The sequence below is a fragment of the Lysinibacillus cavernae genome (assembly GCF_009724685.1).
GTDB lineage: Bacteria > Bacillota > Bacilli > Bacillales_A > Planococcaceae > Lysinibacillus > Lysinibacillus cavernae.
In genome coordinates this window covers 1-19,126 of sequence record NZ_WMEF01000004.1, presented here as the reverse complement: position 1 = coordinate 19,126, position 19,126 = coordinate 1, and the positions used below count along the sequence as shown (strand labels likewise).

Here is a 19,126-nt window from a genome sequence, read left to right as displayed (position 1 = left end):
AATACGTTATTTTTTTGTCCAGCCTAAGCCCATCGATCCTTCTCCTAAATGTGTACCGATGACAGGACCGAAGTAGCTTAATTTAAAGTTTACATTTGGGTACGTTTCCGCTAGTTGCTCTAGCCATTCTTGTGCCTCTGCTTGGCAATTACCGTGAATGACAACAGCATCCATCGCTTCATACTTTTTCGCATCATCGGCTAGCAATTCCTCAGCACGTTTTAATGCTTTTTTGCGTGTTCGGATTTTTTCAAAAGGCACAATTACCTTGTCCACAAAATGTAAAACAGGTTTTACTTGTAATAAGCCACCGATTAATGCTGCCGCAGAAGATAAACGTCCACCGCGTTGTAAATGCGCTAAGTCGTCTACAATGAAGTAAGCACGGATAGACTGTTGCATGTCCGCTAATGCTACAAGTATTTCTTTAGCTGAACAGCCCTCTTTCGCCATTTCAGCTGCTTTTAGAACGTAAAAACCCTGAACCGCACAGGATATTTCACTGTCAAAAGCGTGAACTTTAACACCTTCTACCATGTCGCCTGCCTGTACTGCCCCTTGGTATGTTCCACTAATACCACTTGATAAATGGATCGAAACAACTTCATCATATTCCTTCGCCAGCTCATCAAAGAGAGCGACAAATTCTCCGATTGGAGGCTGTGTTGTTTTTGGAAATTCTTTTGCTCCACGCACCTTATCATAAAATTCAGATGCTGTGATATCTACTTCTTCTGCAAATAGTTCACCTGAGATATTCACACTTAAAGGTATCATGTTAATGTTTAAGCGTGCACGTTCCTCAGCTGAAATATATGCAGTACTATCTGTTACGATTGCCGTCCTCATCCATGTCCACTCTCCTATGATTCTTAGTTTACAATCTATTTGTTCTTGGTGCAATTGTTGTTACCGTCGCTTCGCTTTCGTACAGACAAAACATGTTGTTGCTGCCGCTTCGCTTTCTCACAGACAAAACACTTGTTACTGTCGCTTCGCTTTCGTACAGACAAAACACTTGTTGTTGCTGCCGCTTCGCTTTTGCACAGATAAAACATTTGTTCCTGTCGCTTCCCTTTCGCACAGACAAAACATGTTGTTACTGTCGCTTCCCTTTCGCACAGACAAAACATTTGTTGTTGCTGTCGCTTCGCTTTCGCACAGATAAAACATGTTGTTACTGCCGCTTCGCTTTCGCACAGAAAACTGAATGAAAACAAAAAGAAATGAATGTGAATGAATGACGAACGTAGGATTCGCGTTGTCGCCATTCTAATGTTCCGCTAGTAAGCTAGCTTCCATTTCACATTCATTTTCTATGTATAGTAGGCGTATCTTCACTCAATTCTTATGTTGAATGAAGATAGCTCCTGTTAATTGCCTGTACTTGATTGTGAGTCATCACCAATATAAAAGACACTTGTTACCTTCCAATCGTCGTCCTCTTTCACGAAGACAGTTACCTGACGTCCTGCACTTTCATGCTCGACCTTTGTCTCAAGCTGAAGAGAATGCATTTTCATGTTGGCAAACACTTGGGCCTCTTCTGGCTCATACTTTGCAATCGTTACGTTTTCTACTTCACGCTTAATATCAAATTGATCAAATACTTCTGTTGCATATGTTTTTTCTTCTTCGTATTTAAATCCCTTTGGATTTTTCGAGATTGTTTTCAAATAACGATCGATCTCTTCAGCATTTAATGCTGCAATATACTCTTCGAAAGATGCTAAAATTGCCTTTTCATCTGCTGCTGGTACATTTTCAGCTTTTTCCACGGTATCACCCATCATCTCAAAGCCTACTGTACCATCCTCTATTACTTTTTCTCGTTCTTCGTCACTCATCTTCTCATCTTTATTACCACAGGCAGTTAACACTAATAAGATTAAAACTGCTAGAAAACTCTTTTTAAACATCAAAAAACCTCCCGCGCATATTGTAGCATATAAATGCTGTCGTAGGAATTTTGTTGTACATTTTCAACATTTAGGTGCTACATCTTTCTTATGACGTATTAGGCTGTAAAATGTTGCACGATCTGTTCTTGTTCTTATTTATGAATATCTACAATACGTCTAGCCATCGTTACAAAAATGTGAATGACCATTTAAACACGGAAAAGGTCGATACAAATAAATACTAAAAAATAATAAAAAACTGTTTTAAAAACTACTTCAGATAAAGTAGCTTTTAAAAACAGTTTAGCAATTATCGTACTTCAACCCAACCATTTTTAATGGCTGTTACAACAGCTTGTGTACGGTCATTAACATTCATTTTTTGTAGAATACTTGATACATGGTTTTTAACCGTTTTTTCAGAGATAAATAATGTCTCACCAATTGTACGGTTTGATTGGCCATCTGTTAATAGCTGTAATACTTCACACTCACGTTTAGTTAGTAAATGGAACGGACGACGAATTTCAGTTTGGTGGAAGTTTCCTTTATTTTCGTGTTCTGAAAGTCGTTTGAACTCTGCTACTAAGTTTTTCGTTACTTTTGGATGTAAGTAAGATCCACCATTGGCAACGACTTTAATCGCCTCAACGATTTCATCTGCATCCATCTCTTTTAGCATATAGCCAAGAGCACCTGATTTTAATGCATGTGTAACATATGTTTCATCATCATGTATCGAAAGCATAATCACTTTTGCATCTGGATATTCATTGATTAACTCTGCCGTAGCTTCTACTCCATTTTTTCCTGGCATGTTAATATCCATCAGTACAACATCTGGTTCGTTGTCAGTATATAATGTAACCACATCTGTACCATCGTCACCTTCTGCTACTACGTCAAACGAATCTTCAAAATCTAAAATACGTTTCACTCCTTCGCGGAATAGCTGGTGATCGTCTACAATAATAATCTTTGTCATTTGTCTTTACCCCCTAAATTTCTGCAACAGTTCCTTCACTCTAGTTCTAACGGAATTTTAAATAACACCGTCGTACCTCGATTGATTTCACTAGTAATAGTGATTGTACCATTTAAAATTTCGATACGTTCTTTCATTCCTAATATCCCAAAGGAATGGTCTTTCACTACTTGTGGGTCAAATCCTATGCCATCATCTTTTACAACGACATTGACAGCATTTTTTAACCACTCAAGCTTTACCCAAATGTCTTTACATTTTCCGTGCTTCATGGCATTTGTTACGCACTCTTGCACTAACCGGAAAATAGATACTTCGTAATTTGAAGGTATACGTTTTTCAGTACTTCTCGATTGGAAATGAATTTCAACACCTGGATTATATTCAGTTACTGTCGATAAATACTTCTTTAATGTCGGAACAATTCCCAAATCATCAAGTGCCATTGGTCGTAGATCATAAATAATACGTCGCACCTCAGATAAAGCGTTTCGTACCGTTTTCTTTAAATCGGCAATTTCAGCTAATGCCTTATCAATACCTTTTTCACGATACGTTCTATCTATTAAATCAGTGCGCATTAGTACATTTGCAAGCATTTGAGCAGGTCCATCATGAATCTCTCGCGATAAACGCTTACGCTCTTCTTCTTGAGCTGCAATAATACGTATCCCAAAATCTTGCTTCATTTTTGCTTGTTCAAGCGCTAAACCAACATTTTTTAAATCTGAAGTTAAGTAAGTCAAAACGACATTTACCTGATTGACAATATGATCAGCACGTTCAATCGTATCGAGTAATCCTCTTAATCTTCTCTCTAGATCATCTCTTTTATCGCGTAGCTGTTTTTCTTGTGTTCTAATAACGGAGAGTTTTACTTGAAAATCATGTGCAGTTTCATATGCTTCTCTAACTTGTTCTTCGGTATAATTATCGAAAGCTTTACTTACTAACACAAGTCGTTGTTTAGCAAGCTGCGTACTTTTTTCCAAAGCATCGCCTTCATCAATTACGATTGATATTTGTTTTCGAACAATTTCCAGCTCTTTTTGCATATCTTCAAAGTTTCTTCGGCTTTGTTCGCTTATAATAAAGATATCATCCTTCGAGCTCATGATTGTATCTAACATTCGATTAAAAATGTCATCAAGCGACTTTAAATCGAAGGTATCATTTGAAAACATAGTGTACTCCCCAGTCTAATGTCTTATGATTGCTTACTATTTTAATAGACCAAATTCATATATTCCATAGTCTACACCTATTATAGCATTACCATGCTAAAATTTAATGCTTTTTCTACATGAAAATTATAGAATAGAACTCTAGTTAAAAGGAGATTGATACAGATGAGAGAAAACTATTTAACTGTAAAAGGATATGGTGAAAGCGAAATTATTATTTCCAAGTCTCGCTTTCTCACTTATATAGAACGTGCAGAAACCGAAGAGGATGCAATTTCTTTTATAGATCGTATAAAAAAATTGCATCATCATGCAACACATAATTGCTCAGCCTATATTATCGGTGAGCATGATCATATTCAAAAGGCGAATGATGACGGGGAACCTAGTGGTACGGCAGGCGTCCCTATGTTAGAAGTCTTAAAAAAACAAGGCTTAAAAGATACGGTCGTCGTTGTGACTCGCTATTTTGGCGGTATTAAATTAGGCGGCGGTGGTCTGATTCGTGCCTATGGAAAAGCGACAACAGAGGGAATTATAGCTGCTCAAGTAGTAGAACGAAAGCTTCATCATTTCATGAAAGTTGCTATTGATTATACATGGCTTGGGAAAGTGGAAAATGAAATAAGAAGTTCGTCTTATACTTTAGAGGAAATACGCTATTTGGAGGGTGTCGAAATCATTGTTTCTGTGCCAAAAGAGGAAGAGGAACAGTTCGAAAGTTGGATAACAGAGATCACAAATGGACAAGCATCCATCTCATTCGAAGACGCTCAATTTGTAGAATTTATTGTCAATTAAATAGTTTTAATTGTCGAAACCACTTATGCATAGTATAATTTTTTTGTTAGGCTATTTTTATCGGCTCTATTGTACATGAATAAAATTTAGCTTCATCGCATTATTATTCCCATAAATTAGAGGAGAATATATCTAATATGAAAAAAAGATCTGTTAGTTCGTACAAAAAGAGATCTTCTAAAGCTTCATTAATTATAAAAGTTACACTGCTCCTAGTTGCAAGCTTGGTGATATGCGTAACTGCTTATGCTGTTTACCTTACAAAACAGGTAGAACATGCTGCAGACTCAGCGTATGAGGAATTAGAAGGTCGAAATGTTTCTGTGAAACGTGAAGAAAGTGTAGAACCAGTACAAGAAAATGTGTCTATTTTATTTGTCGGGGTTGATGACAGTGATAATCGAGGACAAGGGTCTGAAAACTCACGTTCCGATGCACTTATTTTAGCCACATTAAATAATAAAACACAGACAATTAAAATGTTAAGTATTCCTCGTGATTCTTACGTTTATATTCCTAAGGTTGGTTATGAAGATAAAATTACTCATGCTCACGCAATGGGTGGAACACTAACTACCATTGAAACGGTTGAGGAACTATTTGATATTCCAATCGACTATTATGTGCGTATGAACTTCAATGCTTTTATTGACGTTGTCGATGCATTAGGTGGTATTGAAGCAGAAGTACCTTATGCTTTACACGAATTAGATGAATTTGATAAATTCACAATCAATTTACAGCCAGGCTTACAGCATTTAAACGGTAGTGAGGCACTTGCCCTTGCAAGAACACGTAAACAAGATAGCGATATTGAGCGTGGTAAACGTCAACAAGAAATTCTTTCAGCTATTATCCAAAAAGTTGCTTCAGTCAAATCCATCACAAAGTATGATGATGTCATTAAAGCTCTTGGTGATAATATGAAAACGGATATGACATTCACTGAAATGAAATCCTTCTTATCTTATTTATCAAAAGGAGCTCCACGTATTGACTCTTTAACATTGGATGGTACAGATGATACGTCTACTGGTATTTATTATTACCAGTTAGATCAAAATTCTGTTGAAGAAGTAAAAGAAATTTTCAAAAACCATCTTGGCCGTAATGAAAAATCATCTAGCTTAACAAACGGCAATACAGGAACTGATAGTGCAGCTAGCGAAGATAATTCAGTCGTAGAATAAGCAATACAAAGAACTTTCTAGACCATAGACAAGCAATTTTGTCTATGGTCTTTTAATTTATACTCCTCCATATATGACTTCCCTTTCATATACCTGTCATGGACTGGCTATGCAAGCCATTTTTAGTTTTCCTCTCCTTCAATTTCCTATACATAAAAACAGTCTAGGAAATCTCTCTCTGAGACTAATCACTTGTTGCTACTACTACTTTTCCTTTCCCATAAATTCGTTATACCAAACGGTTCGTCGAATGCCTAAAAAGCACACTGTCTATGAAGAATTCATCCTCGTTAACAACAAAAAAGAGGCTGGGACAAAAAGAAAAAATGTTAGACCGATTGTATTTCGGTCTAACACTTTTTTGATTTAGGAAGGAACACTCTATTCATTGAAGCGAAAAAGTTATTATCTGTTTTTGCTATTTTTCAAAATAATCGAGTTCTGTCCCAGCCTCTTTCATTTTATTTACTGAAAATACGTACAAAGTTTAATAATGGTCTATAGTTTTTACCTGCTAGCCCAATGACCTCAACAAAGATTTCAATGGCTGTTAAAATAACAGCTACTAGTAAAATAGCTCCCCATACTTTTGCCATAGAGAAAATGATGGCTGCTAATCCAAACATCATCGCAATGCCGTAAATAAGCAACACAGTTTGACGATGTGTAAAGCCCATATCTAGTAAGCGATGGTGTAGATGTGATTTATCTGGATCAGACCATTTCTTCTTCATACGTACACGACGAACAATTGCAAAAAATGTATCAGAAATCGGAACACCAAGAATAATAATTGGGATGATTAAAGCTACGAATGTAACATTTTTAAACCCAAGTAAAGCTAATACCGAGATCATAAATCCAAGGAACAATGCCCCTGTATCACCCATAAAGATTTTTGCTGGGTGGAAGTTATAAAATAAGAAACCAAGTGAAGCGAAAGCTAAAATGGCTGCTAGTGCTAAAACAAACATATTGCTCATTATAAATGCCATGACTGCTAATGTAATTAGTGCAATTGTAGAAACACCTGCAGCTAGACCATCTAAGCCATCAATTAAGTTAATTGCATTTGTAATACCAATAATCCAAATAATCGTTAATGGGATACTCAGTAAACCAAAGTCTAATGTACCTAAGAACGGTAGGTTAACCATTTCAATTTCAATACCGCCTACAAAAACAACAATTAGTGCAGCAACTAGCTGACCAAGCATTTTTGCCTTTGCAGAAATCTCACGCATATCATCAATAACACCCGTGACAACGATAATACAAGCACCAATAATGATAGCTAACAAAGCCTCGTTACTACCATGTTTAGTATGGACTAAAAATGAATATAAAATCGTCACGCCAATTATGAAGGCTAAGAAAATAGCTAAACCGCCAAGTCTTGGCATAATTCGAGCATGTACTTTTCGATAGTTTGGTGCGTCAACTGCACCTATTCTAAACGCTAAACGTTTCACTAATGGAGTTAACAAAATGGATGCAACGAATGCTGCTATTAAAGACACGTAAAGCATGTCTCTCCTCCTCAAAAAAATAATCTACATTGAAATCCAAATTGATTATAGCATGAACAAGCATCGAAATATACTTTTTCTAAACATTTTCCACGATTTCACAAATATTTTGTACATTTTAGCATTAATAGATTCCTATATAGTCAATTGTAGTCACCATTCGCAAAATTTGATAGAATAATGGAGTGTCTAGCATTTAGACAACTTTAAAGGAGCGTATATTTCATGTTCTCAATTTTCAAAAGTAACAAAGAGCAAACAAGTGCTCGTCAATTAAAACGCTACTATAAAATAGTAGATCAAATTAATAATCTTGAAGAAAAATATGTTAACAAGTCAGATGCTGAATTACGAGAAATGACTTTTATTTTCAAAAATCAATTAGAACAAGGTGAGCCTATTACATCGATCATCCCGGACGCATTTGCTGTTGTACGCGAAGCTTCAAAGCGTGTATTAGGAATGCGTCATTTTGATGTACAGCTTATCGGTGGTCTTGTGTTAACTGAGGGCAATATCGCTGAAATGCCTACAGGTGAAGGTAAAACACTTGTTGCTTCCCTGCCCTCTTATGTGCGTGCTTTAGAAGGTAAAGGTGTTCATGTCATCACAGTAAATGATTACCTAGCTAAACGTGACTTTGAGCTAGTTGGTCAAATTCATCGTTTCCTTGGCCTAACAGTTGGTTTAAATATACCAATGATGGAGGCTGATGAGAAAAAAGAAGCCTATAATGCAGATATTACATACGGTGTTGGCACTGAATTTGGTTTCGATTATTTACGTGACAATATGGCCTATAGCTTAGCAGATAAAGTACAACGTCCTTATCATTTTGCCATTATTGATGAAGTGGATAGTGTATTAATCGATGAAGCAAAAACGCCGTTAATTATCGCAGGTAAAATGCCTTCAAACGACGAACTACACCGCATTGCGGCTATGTTAGCTAAGCGTTTCAAAAAAGAGGAAGATTATGACTTTGATGATGAAACAAAGGCTACTTCTCTAACAGATAAAGGTATTGAAAAGGTTGAGGCAGCCTTCAATATTGACAATCTGTATGACTTAGAACATCAAACACTTTTCCATTATGTAATCCAAGCTGTCCGTGCACATGTTATGTTCAACCGCGATGTAGATTACATTGTGAAAGAAGATAAAATTGAACTTGTCGATATGTTTACAGGTCGTATTTTAGAAGGTCGTTCCCTTTCTGATGGCTTACATCAAGCAATTGAAGCCAAAGAAGGCGTAACGATTACGGATGAAAATAAGTCAATGGCACAGGTCACAATTCAAAACTATTTCCGCATGTATCCGAAACTTTCCGGGATGACGGGTACAGCGAAAACACAAGAAAAAGAAATTAAAGAAGTGTACGGCATGGAAGTCGTGCAAATTCCAACAAACCGCCCACGTCAACGTGTGGATCAGCCTGATCTTATTTTTAGCACACAAGAAGCAAAGTATAAGCATGTTGCTACTGAGGCTAAAAAACGTCACGAAAAAGGACAGCCAATTTTAATTGGTACAACATCGATATTACAGTCTGAAACAGTGGTGGACTATCTGAAAAAAGAAAAATTAACATTCCAATTACTCAATGCAAAAACTGTAGAGCAAGAGGTTGAACTTATTTCGCAGGCAGGTCAAAAAGGCCGAATTACTGTAGCGACAAATATGGCTGGTCGTGGTACAGATATCGTGCTAGGTGAAGAAGTTCATGAACTTGGTGGTTTATTTGTAATCGGTACAGAAAAGCACGAAAGTCGTCGTGTAGACAACCAGCTACGAGGTCGTTCAGGTCGTCAAGGTGACGTAGGCGAAAGTCGCTTCATTCTCTCTATTGAAGATGATATGTTCCGCCGTTACGCAAAAGAAGAAGTTGAAAAATTCTCTGCAAAAATGATTGTAGATGAAAATGGCATTATTCAAAATAAAGAGGTGCAAGAGCTTATTGATCGTACGCAGCGTATTGTTGAAGGTTCTCAGTACGGCATGCGTGAATACAACTTAAAGTTAGACGATGTCATTAATGATCAACGTACCGTTCTTTATGGACTTCGTGACAAAATTTTAGCTGGCGAAGATTTAATGGGCGAGCTGAAAAAAATGCTAAGTGAAACGGTTGATTTTGCTGTTCGTGATGCTGCACCAGAAGATGTATCTACAATTGACTGGGATTACGATCAAATGGAGCATGCACTTAACTCCCTGTTCATCACACCTGTTTCAGTCGATCGAGAAGTTGGAAGAATAAAACAAATTTTAGCTGACATTCAGCCTTCTGAACAAGAACTACTCGATCAAATGGAGAAATTTGCAGAAAATGACAGAGTAATAGAAGTACTTCCTCAAATCATGCTGAGCTATATTGATAGTGGCTGGGTTAAACATTTAGAGGCAATGACTCATTTAAAAGAAGGAATAGGCTTACGTCATTATCAACAAGAAGATCCTATGCGAATTTACCAACGCGAAGGACTCGAATTATTCGGAAAGAATTTCCAAGAACTACGTCGTTCTATTATTATAGAAATTACCGGCTTCATGAAAACAATTGAGGCACAACAGGAGGAACAATAATGGGCTTATTTTCATTCTTTAAAAAATCAGACAAAGTCGTTCAAGAAAATACAATTGACTCAAAAGACTTGCTAGGAAATGTTACGACAAATAAAGGTGATAACCGTGATGTTGAAACAAAGCTTTCCTTCCATCCAGAATGGGATGTACCACAAGAACAAAAATACATCTTCAACTTCCTTGCTAATGAGCTAGAACCATTGAAACCAAATCAATTATCGTTATCCTCTATTAGTATTGAAGAAGGTCGTGGTGGAAAATGGTTAGTTCGTGCATTTTTCCGTTCATCTTTACCACAAGCTATTGAGCTAGGCGAAATTGAACTTTTCATCATGGATAAAAACGATGAGCTTGTAGCATCTAAAAATTTCGACTTTAAAGCACTTGGTACAATTCCAGCAGAAAGCGCTCGTCCATGGGTGTTTGAGTTCGAAAAATCTTCAATTAAAGTTGATGAAGTCCCTGAAGATGGCTGGAAAATTGCCTTTAACCTAGTTTCCCTTCGTGGACACCAATTAGAACTAGATCCATCATGGGAAAAACAATTACCAGCAGCTCAAAAAGAAGAGCTAGAAAAAATCGTTAAAACATTACCAAAGCTAGGTGAAACAGAGGTAAACTTCACAGGTTTACAGGCAAAACTAGCTGATGATGGAAATTTAAACGTATCCATCTTTATCCGTAATGGACACAATAAAGCGATTAATTTAGAACAATTGCCATTAGAAATCATTGATGCAACTGGCAAACAAATTGCCAAAGGTTCATTTAAAATGGATCCGATCCTAACTGTACAACCTAACTCAACTAAGCCTTGGACATTTATTTTCCCAGCCGATCTTGTTGATGCAAATGATGCTGACCTTTCTCGCTGGACAGCACGCGTTACACAATAACACAAAACCCCTTCTTTTTAAAAAAGAAGGGGTTTTTTCATATAAAAAGTGATTCCTGCAAAGGCAAAAATCGCTTTTATATTATTTCACACTATCAAAACGTTTATAAGCTACTAATTTAGAAGACCAGTAAGCGTACGTAACATCCGAAATTTCTACACCATCTGTGCCCGCGTGGATGAATTTATTATCGCCTATATAAATGCCCATATGAGAAATACCTTCTTTATATGTATTCTCAAAGAATACTAAATCTCCAGGTACTGGATTTTCTACATGGGTTGTATTGCCATTAAAATACCCTTCACTGCTCGCTCTTCCAATTTTCAAACCACCTTGATTAAAGGCATAGAAAATAAAGCCACTGCAGTCAAGACCTACTGGGGTATTACCACCGTATAAATAGGGTGTGCCAACTAGTGTATTGGCTACTTCAACTGTGTTTTTATAAATAGCCTGTCCATTAACTGTAGGATCTTTATCTGTTACTTTTGAAGGTGTACCCGTATCTGTAGTCACATTATTATGTATTGTATCGCCCTCGGGTTTCACTGTTGCTAAAGATATCTTTAAGACTTGTCCAATATAAATCGTATCTTTTTCAAGTTTATTCCAATCTCTTATATCCTTAATTGTCACATTATATTGCTTTGCGATTTTTGATAATGTGTCACCTTTCGCTACTGTATGAGAACTAGCTGTTGGTTTTACAGATGTTGATGGGGTTGAAGGTTTTGTCCCCTCACCCGTTAATTGCTTTTGAATCTCAAGCTTTTGGGCTACAAAAATCGTATCTTTCGATAGATTATTCCACTTCATAATATCCTCAATAGTCACTTGATGATTTTGGGCAATTTTTGATAAAGTATCGCCTTTTTGTACGGTGTATGTTGCTGCTTCTGCTGTTTGTAGTGCTAAAAATGAAGTTGCTATCGTACTTAAAACAAGAAATCTCCATTTTTTTGTCTTTTGCATACCAAAGTGCCTCCGTTCGTGCTAGAATATTTCCTTGTGTGTCTATCATACTAGATAACTAGCTAATGAAAAATCGGAAATACTGACTATTTTTCAAACATTTTAGCAATCCTATAAAATACGACGAAATCCGACTATACTGCAATAATATATTCATTGCAAGATTCGTGTTCCTATGATAACATACACTTCTGTATTTAAAATTTTTAGAAAGTTTCAGCTTTTCAATCTTAAAGGAGTTTTTATACTTATGAAGAACATTTTGCATTTCATCAAAGGAAATTTAGCAGTAGGATTACTACTATTTGCCTTATTCTTGGGTGCTGGGAATATTATTTTTCCACCGTTATTAGGTCAACAAGCAGGTGAAAACATTACAGTAGCTATGATTGGATTCCTAATAACAGGTGTCGGTTTACCACTACTAGCTATCGTTGCTGTCGCAAAAGCAGGAGGCGATTTACAACTGCTTGCCAACCGTGTTAGCCCTGCTTTTGGTGTAATCTTTACATCGATTGTTTATTTAGCCATTGGACCGTTCTTTGCCGTACCACGAACTGGATCTGTGTCCTATGAAATAGGAATTGCGCCGTTTCTTCCTGAAGCTATGAAGGATCATTGGGCACCACTTTTCATCACATCCATTTTGTTTTTTGCCTTAATCCTATTTTTATCCATTAATCCATCGAAGCTTGTCGATCGAGTAGGAAAAATTTTAACGCCTGCACTGCTTCTTGTTATTTTATTGCTTGCAGTTAAAAGCTTTATCTCTCCAATGGGAGAACCAGGAGAAGCCGTAGGAAGCTACATTACATCTCCTTTTGCAGAAGGCTTTGTACAGGGTTACTTAACAATGGATGTACTCAGTGCACTTGTTTTCGGAATCGTAATCTTACAAGCATTGCGTGATATGGGCATGACAGATAAGAAAAAACAAATCAATACGACCATTTTTGCAGGTGTTGTTGCTGCTATTGGCTTATCATTTGTTTATATCTCCCTCGGTCATATCGGTAACACAAGTATCACTGCCATTGGTATCTCTGAAAATGGTGGAGATATTATTGCAAAATCAGCTAAGGTGCTCTTCGGGAGTCTTGGAAGTATTATTTTGTCTGCGACTATTCTACTAGCTTGTATTTCAACGGCAGTCGGTTTATTAACTGCTAATGCACAATATTTTCATAAGCTCTTCCCTAAAATCTCATACAAAACATTTTTAATCGTCTTCACTATATTTAGTGCAGCTATTACAAATGTAGGACTTTCGACAATTATTAATGCATCTTTACCGGTACTGTTAATCATTTATCCATTAGCAATGGTATTAATGGTTTTATCATTAGCTGATCATTTCTTTAAAGGTGGACAAATTGTTTATATTTTAGCGCTAATTCCAACCTTCCTTGTCAGTCTATATGGAGGCTTAAAGCAAATGAAGGTTGAAATTGCTCCATATGAAAACATCCTAAAGGCATTGCCATTGTATGAGCAAAATTTAGGTTGGCTTTTACCAGCTGTTGTTGGCGCATTAATTGGTTTTATTATTCATAAACTTATAAAGAAGAAGTAGTTTACTAGAATCTGCTTGCTGTTTAGAGGCAAGCGGATTCTTTTTCTTTTTCGTTTAATTCCACCACTCTTACTATGGCTTCATGTATAATAAAAACAGATACTGAATTGTAAAATGTATCCATCCATTTTTGTCCTACCATGGGTGATACATTTTAAATTTGAGTTCTAGAAAAGAGGTGTCCAATGAAAAAATTAGTATGGTCGTTCGTATTTGTTCTGGGCTTCTTTCTCCTTCCTATCACGACTACCCAAGCTGCAAATAATGAGCAACAGCTAATCAAGGAAATGAAGAAGATTATTGAGGATACTTATGTTGGAACAATCAATGGAAACTTAGAGAAAGCCACATCCATCTCAGAAATCATTGATATGCTTGATCCTTACTCAACCTATTTTACAAAGCAAGAATTCGAAGATTATATGAATAGTATCAATCTATCAACAATCGGGATTGGTGTTGTAATAGAAGAACATGAAGATGGTATTCATATTTTACAAGTAATTGAAGGTAGCGGAGCATTTGAAGCTGGTATTAAGGCTGGAGATATCATCATTGCTGTTAATGGCGCGTCCATTATTGGGCGTTCTACACAAGAAGCCTCTTCCCTCTTAATCGGTAATGAAGGATCTCAAGTGAACGTTACATTCAAACATAGTGATGAAACGACAACTACTAAAACTATTACACGTAAAAAGTTTACATTACCAAATGTCCAATCTGAATTACTGTTTGGGAATGTTGGCTATATTTCTTTGGCTTCCTTTTCAGAGGATGGTACACAGCTTGTCAAAAAAGCACTTATTGATTTAAAACAGCGCGGCGCAACATCATTTATCTTAGATTTGCAAAATAATGGTGGCGGCTACGTTACAACAGCTGAGGAACTTACAGGACTATTCCCATCTGCTAAAATTGCTTATTTATTGGAGGAAGCACATACTTCTTATACAATACCAGCAGCTAACCAAGATACAAAGTTTCCTAAAAATACTCGTATTCTAGTGAATCGCTATAGTGCAAGTGCTTCTGAAATGCTTTCCGCATCACTAAAAGATCAGAAAGCGGCTATTTTATATGGTGAAACAACCTATGGGAAGGGTGCTATGCAAGGCTTTTATACACTACATGATGGAAGCTATTTAAAGCTAACAGTCGGTAAATTTACTGGTCCTGCTGGTCAAGTCATTCATGAAGTAGGCGTTAAACCAAATATCCAAACAACAACAGCACCCATTTTCCAAGCTCATTTTGACGCATTGAAGGAAAAATATTCAAAATACAAACAGCTTTCCAGTACGAAAAGCATGACTGATACGCAAAAATTCACAATAAAAATCCCTTCAGCACTTACTCCACAAATTGCTAAAGGCAACATTCAACTCGTTGCTTTAGGGGCTAAAGAAGTACCAGCAACAGTCAAAGTTGAAGGAAGTTCAATTATTGTGACACCATCGAATCCTTTATTGGCAGATCAAGAATATTTGTTACTCATTCATCCGAATGCACATAGCAAAGGCCAAAAAGGCTTTTATCAGCATATTAAACTAAAAAAATAAAAATAATCCTCTCAGCGATAATAAGTATCGATGAGAGGATTTTTTATATAACTTCTTTAGTTTTCCAAAAATATAATTGTACAATATCATTTGCTAGTTCAGCAGGTAATCTTTTTTGTTCTAATAAATTCGTTACTATTAATCTTTCCATCGATCCTACTAAACAATCTATCATTATTTTGATATCTACACTATACAGTTGCAAATCTTTATCGCAGTCATGAAGGTAGATAAGGTGGATCAATTGCTGTGTCAGTTGAGTTTTCACTAAATGTGATTGCTCCGACTCAAAAAAACCGATTTTTGATAATTTTGGATTTTCTATGATGTAAACGAACAAACTTAATAACTTTTGCTCTAACAGCGTGACAAAACCTCGCAATCCATTTTCTACAATTTCAGCAGGCTTACTACTCATCACTTCTAAAAATCCACTTTGAAATTGTGAATTCAAATCGTTATAAAGTGCATCCTTACTTTTAAAATAGAGATAAAAAGTAGGCTGAGTTACGTTGGCAGCCTTTACAATGTCACTAATTTTCGTATGATGATACCCTTTATCAGAAAATAGCTCTATCGCTTTTTCAAGTAATAGTTGTTTGCTTCGTTCTCCATTTGAATTATATTTTCTGCCTCTTGCCATACTTTCCACCTTATCTTAGTTTAGAGTAGTCATATTCCCTTCAGTATTAATATAGACACACTATTCTAAATCAAAAGTAACTACAGTTCACAGAATGTACATATTTTATCCATGATTATACACCATTTTATTATAATACACCCTCTTTTTTTTTTATTATAAACCACTATTAATATGATATATAAATGTATTAATAAAAAGTGGCTATCCAAGAATTTCTTCTAAGATACCCACTATTTTCTAAAATTATATTGATATATTTTTCGTTAGATAAGGAATCCAATTAGCAATTCATTCAAAGTAAACTCTTACAATACTTTTTACTCAATTTAAGACATATAACTATCAACATAAATCAAATTTATTATTTTGAAAAGTCCTTTTTTCTGAAAAAAATTTTTTTTTTGTACTTTTTACTTAAAAAAAGTCAATCACCACAATAGTTTCTTCCCGTTTTCTTTCCTTCAAAAAATTTTTTTCTGTAAATCAAAGCGTTTTACTTTTCAAAAAAAGTGTTATAATCGCCAAGAATTTAAAATTTTCAATTTTGGAGGCATATGATGGTATTACGTGATTTTTTCATTTACTTATCAGAAAACAAATTATTAAATAGCGCTGCACAAAAATATGGTCTTAAAATGGGTGCCCAAAGTGTTGTTGCTGGGACAAGCTTACCTGAAGTTGTGCAATCGATTAGAGAATTAAACAAAGCTAATATTTCTTGTACAGTCGATAATCTAGGCGAATTCGTCTACGAAAAATCAGAGGCAACAGCAGCAAAAAATAATATTTTGGCTGTCGTTCAAGCTATCCATGATGAGCAACTTGATGCTCACATCTCACTTAAACCTTCACAATTAGGTTTAGATATTGATTATGCATTTTGCTATGAAAACTTAAAAGAAATCGTGGCTCTTGCCCATCAATATAATATTTTCGTGAATTTCGATATGGAAAACTACGAACGTTTATACAGCTCTTTTGAGTTATTAGAGGAGCTACACAAAGAGTTTGATAACGTAGGTACAGTTATTCAAGCTTACTTCTTCGAATCTGAGGAAAATATTGAGAAATACAAAAACTTCCGTTTACGTATTGTAAAAGGTGCTTACAAAGAGCCAGAAAATGTAGCATACCAATCAAAAGGTGATATCGACCGCAACTATCTGAAATTAATTGAGTATCACTTGTTACATGGTAAATTCACATCAATTGCTACACACGACCATAATGTGATCAACCATGTAAAACAATTTGTGAAACAACATAACATTTCAAATGACAAATTCGAATTCCAAATGTTATATGGTTTCCGTAAAGAAATGCAGTTGGACCTTGCACGTGAAGGCTATAACTTCTGCACATACCTACCATTTGGTAACGATTGGTACGGTTACTTTATGCGCCGTTTAGCAGAACGTCCACAAAATGTAGCGCTTGTGACAAAACAAGTGTTTAACAAAAAAACGAACATGGCAATTGGTTTAGGAGCAGCAGCATTTGCCCTTGGACGCCTTTCAAAAAAAGGAAAATAGTAGTTCAAGGTAGATGCTATCCGACAGTTTCGAGAACCTACCCATCTGTTTACATCAAAAAAGCGAAAACATTGTTAATCAATGTTTTCGCTTTTTTTATTGAGCTTATAGTTTTTAACACGATATTGTAAGCTTTGGCGACGAATCCCCAATGCAGCAGCTGTTTTGGAAATATTCCCTTGATGAAAATCTAACGCCTTCGAAATATAGTACTCCTCTACCTCTTTCATGTAGACATCTAACGGCCTAATGTCCTGCTGATTTTTAATGACAAACAAATCACTCGTTGACACTTCGTTTTCCGTTTCCTCACAAGCACTTTGAATTTTCCATTTGAAGTGCACAGGCAACATATGGGATTCAACTATCGTTTCATTTGTAATCAACGAGGTGATTTCATCCAACAAAACTTCTAATTCCTTTAAATTACCTGGCCAGTCATATTTTAAAAAGGTTTCTCGCACTTCTTCTGAAAGCCCTTGAATAGATGAGCCAAAGCTGTCACGATGTCTTTTGAAATAATCATCGATAAAAGGCATCATGTCTTCTTTTCTTTCTCGTAAAGGTGGAACGTAAATGGTGATGCCTGAAAATAGTCGGTAAAGCTTTTTGGATAGCTCTTGCTTTTGAATTAAATCAATGGGGTCTTTGCCAACACTAGCGATTAAAACATGCTGATGATTCGGATGATTGTTGAAAAGCTCGACAACTTTTTCTTGTGCTTCGAGCGATAAATATTCAATACGTTCAGCAAAAAAAGTAATTTTTTCCTTTTCAACAATATATTTTTCAAATTGCTTTAACACTGTTTTTTCGTCTCTACGGCAAATTAAAGCAATAAACATATCATTTTGCACCTTTAGATCATGATGAATTCCTTCAGCCACCATATCTATTCCAGTACCTGATTCCCCTATTAACACAACGGGCATTCTACTTAGCGCTACAATCTTTGCTTTTTCAATGACATCCTTCATGACTGCCGAAACAGCCGTGATAATATCAAATGTCAATGGTGCGCCATATCTTCTTAATGGCTGATACATCATGTATTCAAGCTGCGTAATATCTCGGGCAAATTCCACAGCCCCCACTAAAACACCTTCATGGTGCAACGGATAAATATTGCTTATATAGGTCACTTCTTGATTTTTTTTATTCCAATACGTTTTTTTTATATTGTGCACTGGCGTTTCAGAATTGAGCACCTTGTAAATATCACTTTTTTCGATTTCGAAATCAATAATCTCTAAGGCTCGCCTCTCCTCAAATTCGTCCTCGCTAACGCCTTCTAATTCTCGCATTTTTTTATTGTATATGAGCAACTTGCCTTCAGTGTCTACTACACAAATTCCCATATCCCCTTTTTCAATAACGTATTTATAAATACTTTGTAGTACATTATTATCCATCTTGTCCTCCTGTATGCCATTAAGCTTATTCTAACACCAATACGAAAAACAGATGCAAAAATTAAAAAAGTTTTAAAATTTGAGTTGATTAATGCCAAATAATATTGCATTATATAATTATCACAATCTTAAAGAGTGCATAATCATTTGGCACCACTTATCCATGGGAGGAAACTGACATGATTCCATACAAACACGAACCATTCACAGATTTTTCAAAAGAGGAAAACTACAATGCTTATGTAGAGGCTTTAAAAAAAGTTGAAGGTTATTTAGGTCAAGACTACCCACTAATTATCGGTGGCGAGCGCATTACAACAGAAGATAAAATCGTTTCGTACAATCCTGCAAAGA

General features: G+C 36.0%; 15 protein-coding genes and 1 pseudogene. 8 read left to right on the top strand and 8 right to left on the bottom strand.

The window, feature by feature from the left end:
• Window positions 1-6 precede the first annotated feature (6 nt).
• From GJU32_RS10720 to GJU32_RS10705, 4 genes are all read right to left on the bottom strand, one after another.
• A complete protein-coding gene (locus GJU32_RS10720) occupies window positions 7-849 on the bottom strand; it encodes a DegV family protein (protein WP_155591951.1) in 843 nt (280 codons plus the stop codon).
• Window positions 850-1,373: 524 nt separating this feature from the next.
• Complete coding sequence (locus GJU32_RS10715; RefSeq protein ID WP_155591950.1) at window positions 1,374-1,919, bottom strand: DUF3225 domain-containing protein; 546 nt, start codon at window positions 1,917-1,919, stop codon at window positions 1,374-1,376.
• 292 nt (window positions 1,920-2,211) lie between these two features.
• Entirely contained in the window at window positions 2,212-2,886 is a 675-nt protein-coding gene (locus tag GJU32_RS10710) for a response regulator transcription factor (protein WP_155591949.1), read from the bottom strand.
• 35 nt (window positions 2,887-2,921) lie between these two features.
• Entirely contained in the window at window positions 2,922-4,070 is a 1,149-nt protein-coding gene (locus GJU32_RS10705) for a sensor histidine kinase (protein WP_155591948.1), read from the bottom strand.
• Between the two features lie 165 nt (window positions 4,071-4,235).
• On the opposite strand from GJU32_RS10705, the gene GJU32_RS10700 reads away from it, so the two are divergent.
• Window positions 4,236-4,871 (top strand): YigZ family protein, encoded by a 636-nt coding sequence (locus GJU32_RS10700; protein ID WP_155591947.1) that lies wholly within the window; start codon window positions 4,236-4,238, stop codon window positions 4,869-4,871.
• Between the two features lie 137 nt (window positions 4,872-5,008).
• Entirely contained in the window at window positions 5,009-6,061 is a 1,053-nt protein-coding gene (locus GJU32_RS10695; RefSeq protein ID WP_155591946.1) for an LCP family protein, read from the top strand.
• Window positions 6,062-6,522: 461 nt separating this feature from the next.
• Here the strand turns inward: GJU32_RS10695 and GJU32_RS10690 are convergent, their stop codons facing one another.
• Window positions 6,523-7,590 carry a glycosyltransferase family 4 protein gene (locus tag GJU32_RS10690; protein WP_155591945.1) on the bottom strand — a complete coding sequence of 356 codons (1,068 nt, stop codon included), beginning with the start codon at window positions 7,588-7,590 and terminating at the stop codon, window positions 6,523-6,525.
• 225 nt (window positions 7,591-7,815) lie between these two features.
• Here GJU32_RS10690 and secA2 point away from each other — a divergent pair, with 225 nt between their 5' ends.
• Both secA2 and GJU32_RS10680 read left to right on the top strand, forming a co-directional pair.
• Entirely contained in the window at window positions 7,816-10,179 is a 2,364-nt protein-coding gene (gene secA2, locus GJU32_RS10685) for an accessory Sec system translocase SecA2 (RefSeq protein ID WP_155591944.1), read from the top strand.
• On the top strand, window positions 10,179-11,075 hold the full coding sequence (locus tag GJU32_RS10680) for an accessory Sec system S-layer assembly protein (RefSeq protein WP_155591943.1): 897 nt from the start codon (window positions 10,179-10,181) through the stop codon (window positions 11,073-11,075). Before secA2 ends, GJU32_RS10680 begins: the two co-directional genes overlap by 1 nt.
• Before the next feature lie 81 nt (window positions 11,076-11,156).
• On the opposite strand, the gene GJU32_RS10675 is transcribed toward GJU32_RS10680, so the two are convergent.
• Window positions 11,157-12,050, bottom strand: a complete 894-nt coding sequence (locus GJU32_RS10675) for a C40 family peptidase (protein WP_155591942.1) — start codon at window positions 12,048-12,050, stop codon at window positions 11,157-11,159.
• 250 nt (window positions 12,051-12,300) lie between these two features.
• On the opposite strand from GJU32_RS10675, the gene brnQ reads away from it, so the two are divergent.
• Complete coding sequence (gene brnQ, locus GJU32_RS10670) at window positions 12,301-13,623, top strand: branched-chain amino acid transport system II carrier protein (protein WP_155591941.1); 1,323 nt, start codon at window positions 12,301-12,303, stop codon at window positions 13,621-13,623.
• 185 nt (window positions 13,624-13,808) lie between these two features.
• Window positions 13,809-15,182: a S41 family peptidase gene (locus tag GJU32_RS10665; protein WP_155591940.1), complete on the top strand. Its 1,374-nt coding sequence runs from the start codon at window positions 13,809-13,811 to the stop codon at window positions 15,180-15,182.
• A 43-nt stretch (window positions 15,183-15,225) separates the two neighbouring features.
• Here the strand turns inward: GJU32_RS10665 and GJU32_RS10660 are convergent, their stop codons facing one another.
• Complete coding sequence (locus GJU32_RS10660) at window positions 15,226-15,825, bottom strand: TetR/AcrR family transcriptional regulator (protein ID WP_155591939.1); 600 nt, start codon at window positions 15,823-15,825, stop codon at window positions 15,226-15,228.
• Window positions 15,826-16,385: 560 nt separating this feature from the next.
• Here GJU32_RS10660 and GJU32_RS10655 point away from each other — a divergent pair.
• Window positions 16,386-17,360, top strand: coding sequence for a proline dehydrogenase family protein (locus GJU32_RS10655; protein WP_155591938.1), 975 nt, complete (start codon window positions 16,386-16,388; stop codon window positions 17,358-17,360).
• Window positions 17,361-17,434: 74 nt separating this feature from the next.
• On the opposite strand, the gene GJU32_RS10650 is transcribed toward GJU32_RS10655, so the two are convergent.
• A complete protein-coding gene (locus GJU32_RS10650) occupies window positions 17,435-18,772 on the bottom strand; it encodes an AAA-type ATPase lid domain-containing protein (protein WP_155591937.1) in 1,338 nt (445 codons plus the stop codon).
• A 179-nt stretch (window positions 18,773-18,951) separates the two neighbouring features.
• Between GJU32_RS10650 and GJU32_RS10645 the strand changes: the two are divergent.
• A pseudogene (locus tag GJU32_RS10645) lies at window positions 18,952-19,126 on the top strand (L-glutamate gamma-semialdehyde dehydrogenase); the annotation flags it as partial.

Excerpts from the sequence above, each read along its gene's own strand:
- GJU32_RS10695 (WP_155591946.1), top strand. The coding sequence starts at position 5,009 with ATGAAAAAAAGATCTGTTAGTTCGTACAAAAAGAGATCTTCTAAAGCT.
- GJU32_RS10680 (WP_155591943.1), top strand. The coding sequence starts at position 10,179 with ATGGGCTTATTTTCATTCTTTAAAAAATCAGACAAAGTCGTTCAAGAA.
- GJU32_RS10720 (WP_155591951.1), bottom strand. The coding sequence starts at position 849 with ATGAGGACGGCAATCGTAACAGATAGTACTGCATATATTTCAGCTGAG.
- GJU32_RS10700 (WP_155591947.1), top strand. The coding sequence starts at position 4,236 with ATGAGAGAAAACTATTTAACTGTAAAAGGATATGGTGAAAGCGAAATT.
- GJU32_RS10675 (WP_155591942.1), bottom strand. The coding sequence starts at position 12,050 with ATGCAAAAGACAAAAAAATGGAGATTTCTTGTTTTAAGTACGATAGCA.
- GJU32_RS10660 (WP_155591939.1), bottom strand. The coding sequence starts at position 15,825 with ATGGCAAGAGGCAGAAAATATAATTCAAATGGAGAACGAAGCAAACAA.
- GJU32_RS10690 (WP_155591945.1), bottom strand. The coding sequence starts at position 7,590 with ATGCTTTACGTGTCTTTAATAGCAGCATTCGTTGCATCCATTTTGTTA.
- GJU32_RS10655 (WP_155591938.1), top strand. The coding sequence starts at position 16,386 with ATGGTATTACGTGATTTTTTCATTTACTTATCAGAAAACAAATTATTA.
- secA2 (WP_155591944.1), top strand. The coding sequence starts at position 7,816 with ATGTTCTCAATTTTCAAAAGTAACAAAGAGCAAACAAGTGCTCGTCAA.
- GJU32_RS10715 (WP_155591950.1), bottom strand. The coding sequence starts at position 1,919 with ATGTTTAAAAAGAGTTTTCTAGCAGTTTTAATCTTATTAGTGTTAACT.
- GJU32_RS10705 (WP_155591948.1), bottom strand. The coding sequence starts at position 4,070 with ATGTTTTCAAATGATACCTTCGATTTAAAGTCGCTTGATGACATTTTT.
- GJU32_RS10650 (WP_155591937.1), bottom strand. The coding sequence starts at position 18,772 with ATGGATAATAATGTACTACAAAGTATTTATAAATACGTTATTGAAAAA.
- GJU32_RS10710 (WP_155591949.1), bottom strand. The coding sequence starts at position 2,886 with ATGACAAAGATTATTATTGTAGACGATCACCAGCTATTCCGCGAAGGA.
- GJU32_RS10665 (WP_155591940.1), top strand. The coding sequence starts at position 13,809 with ATGAAAAAATTAGTATGGTCGTTCGTATTTGTTCTGGGCTTCTTTCTC.
- brnQ (WP_155591941.1), top strand. The coding sequence starts at position 12,301 with ATGAAGAACATTTTGCATTTCATCAAAGGAAATTTAGCAGTAGGATTA.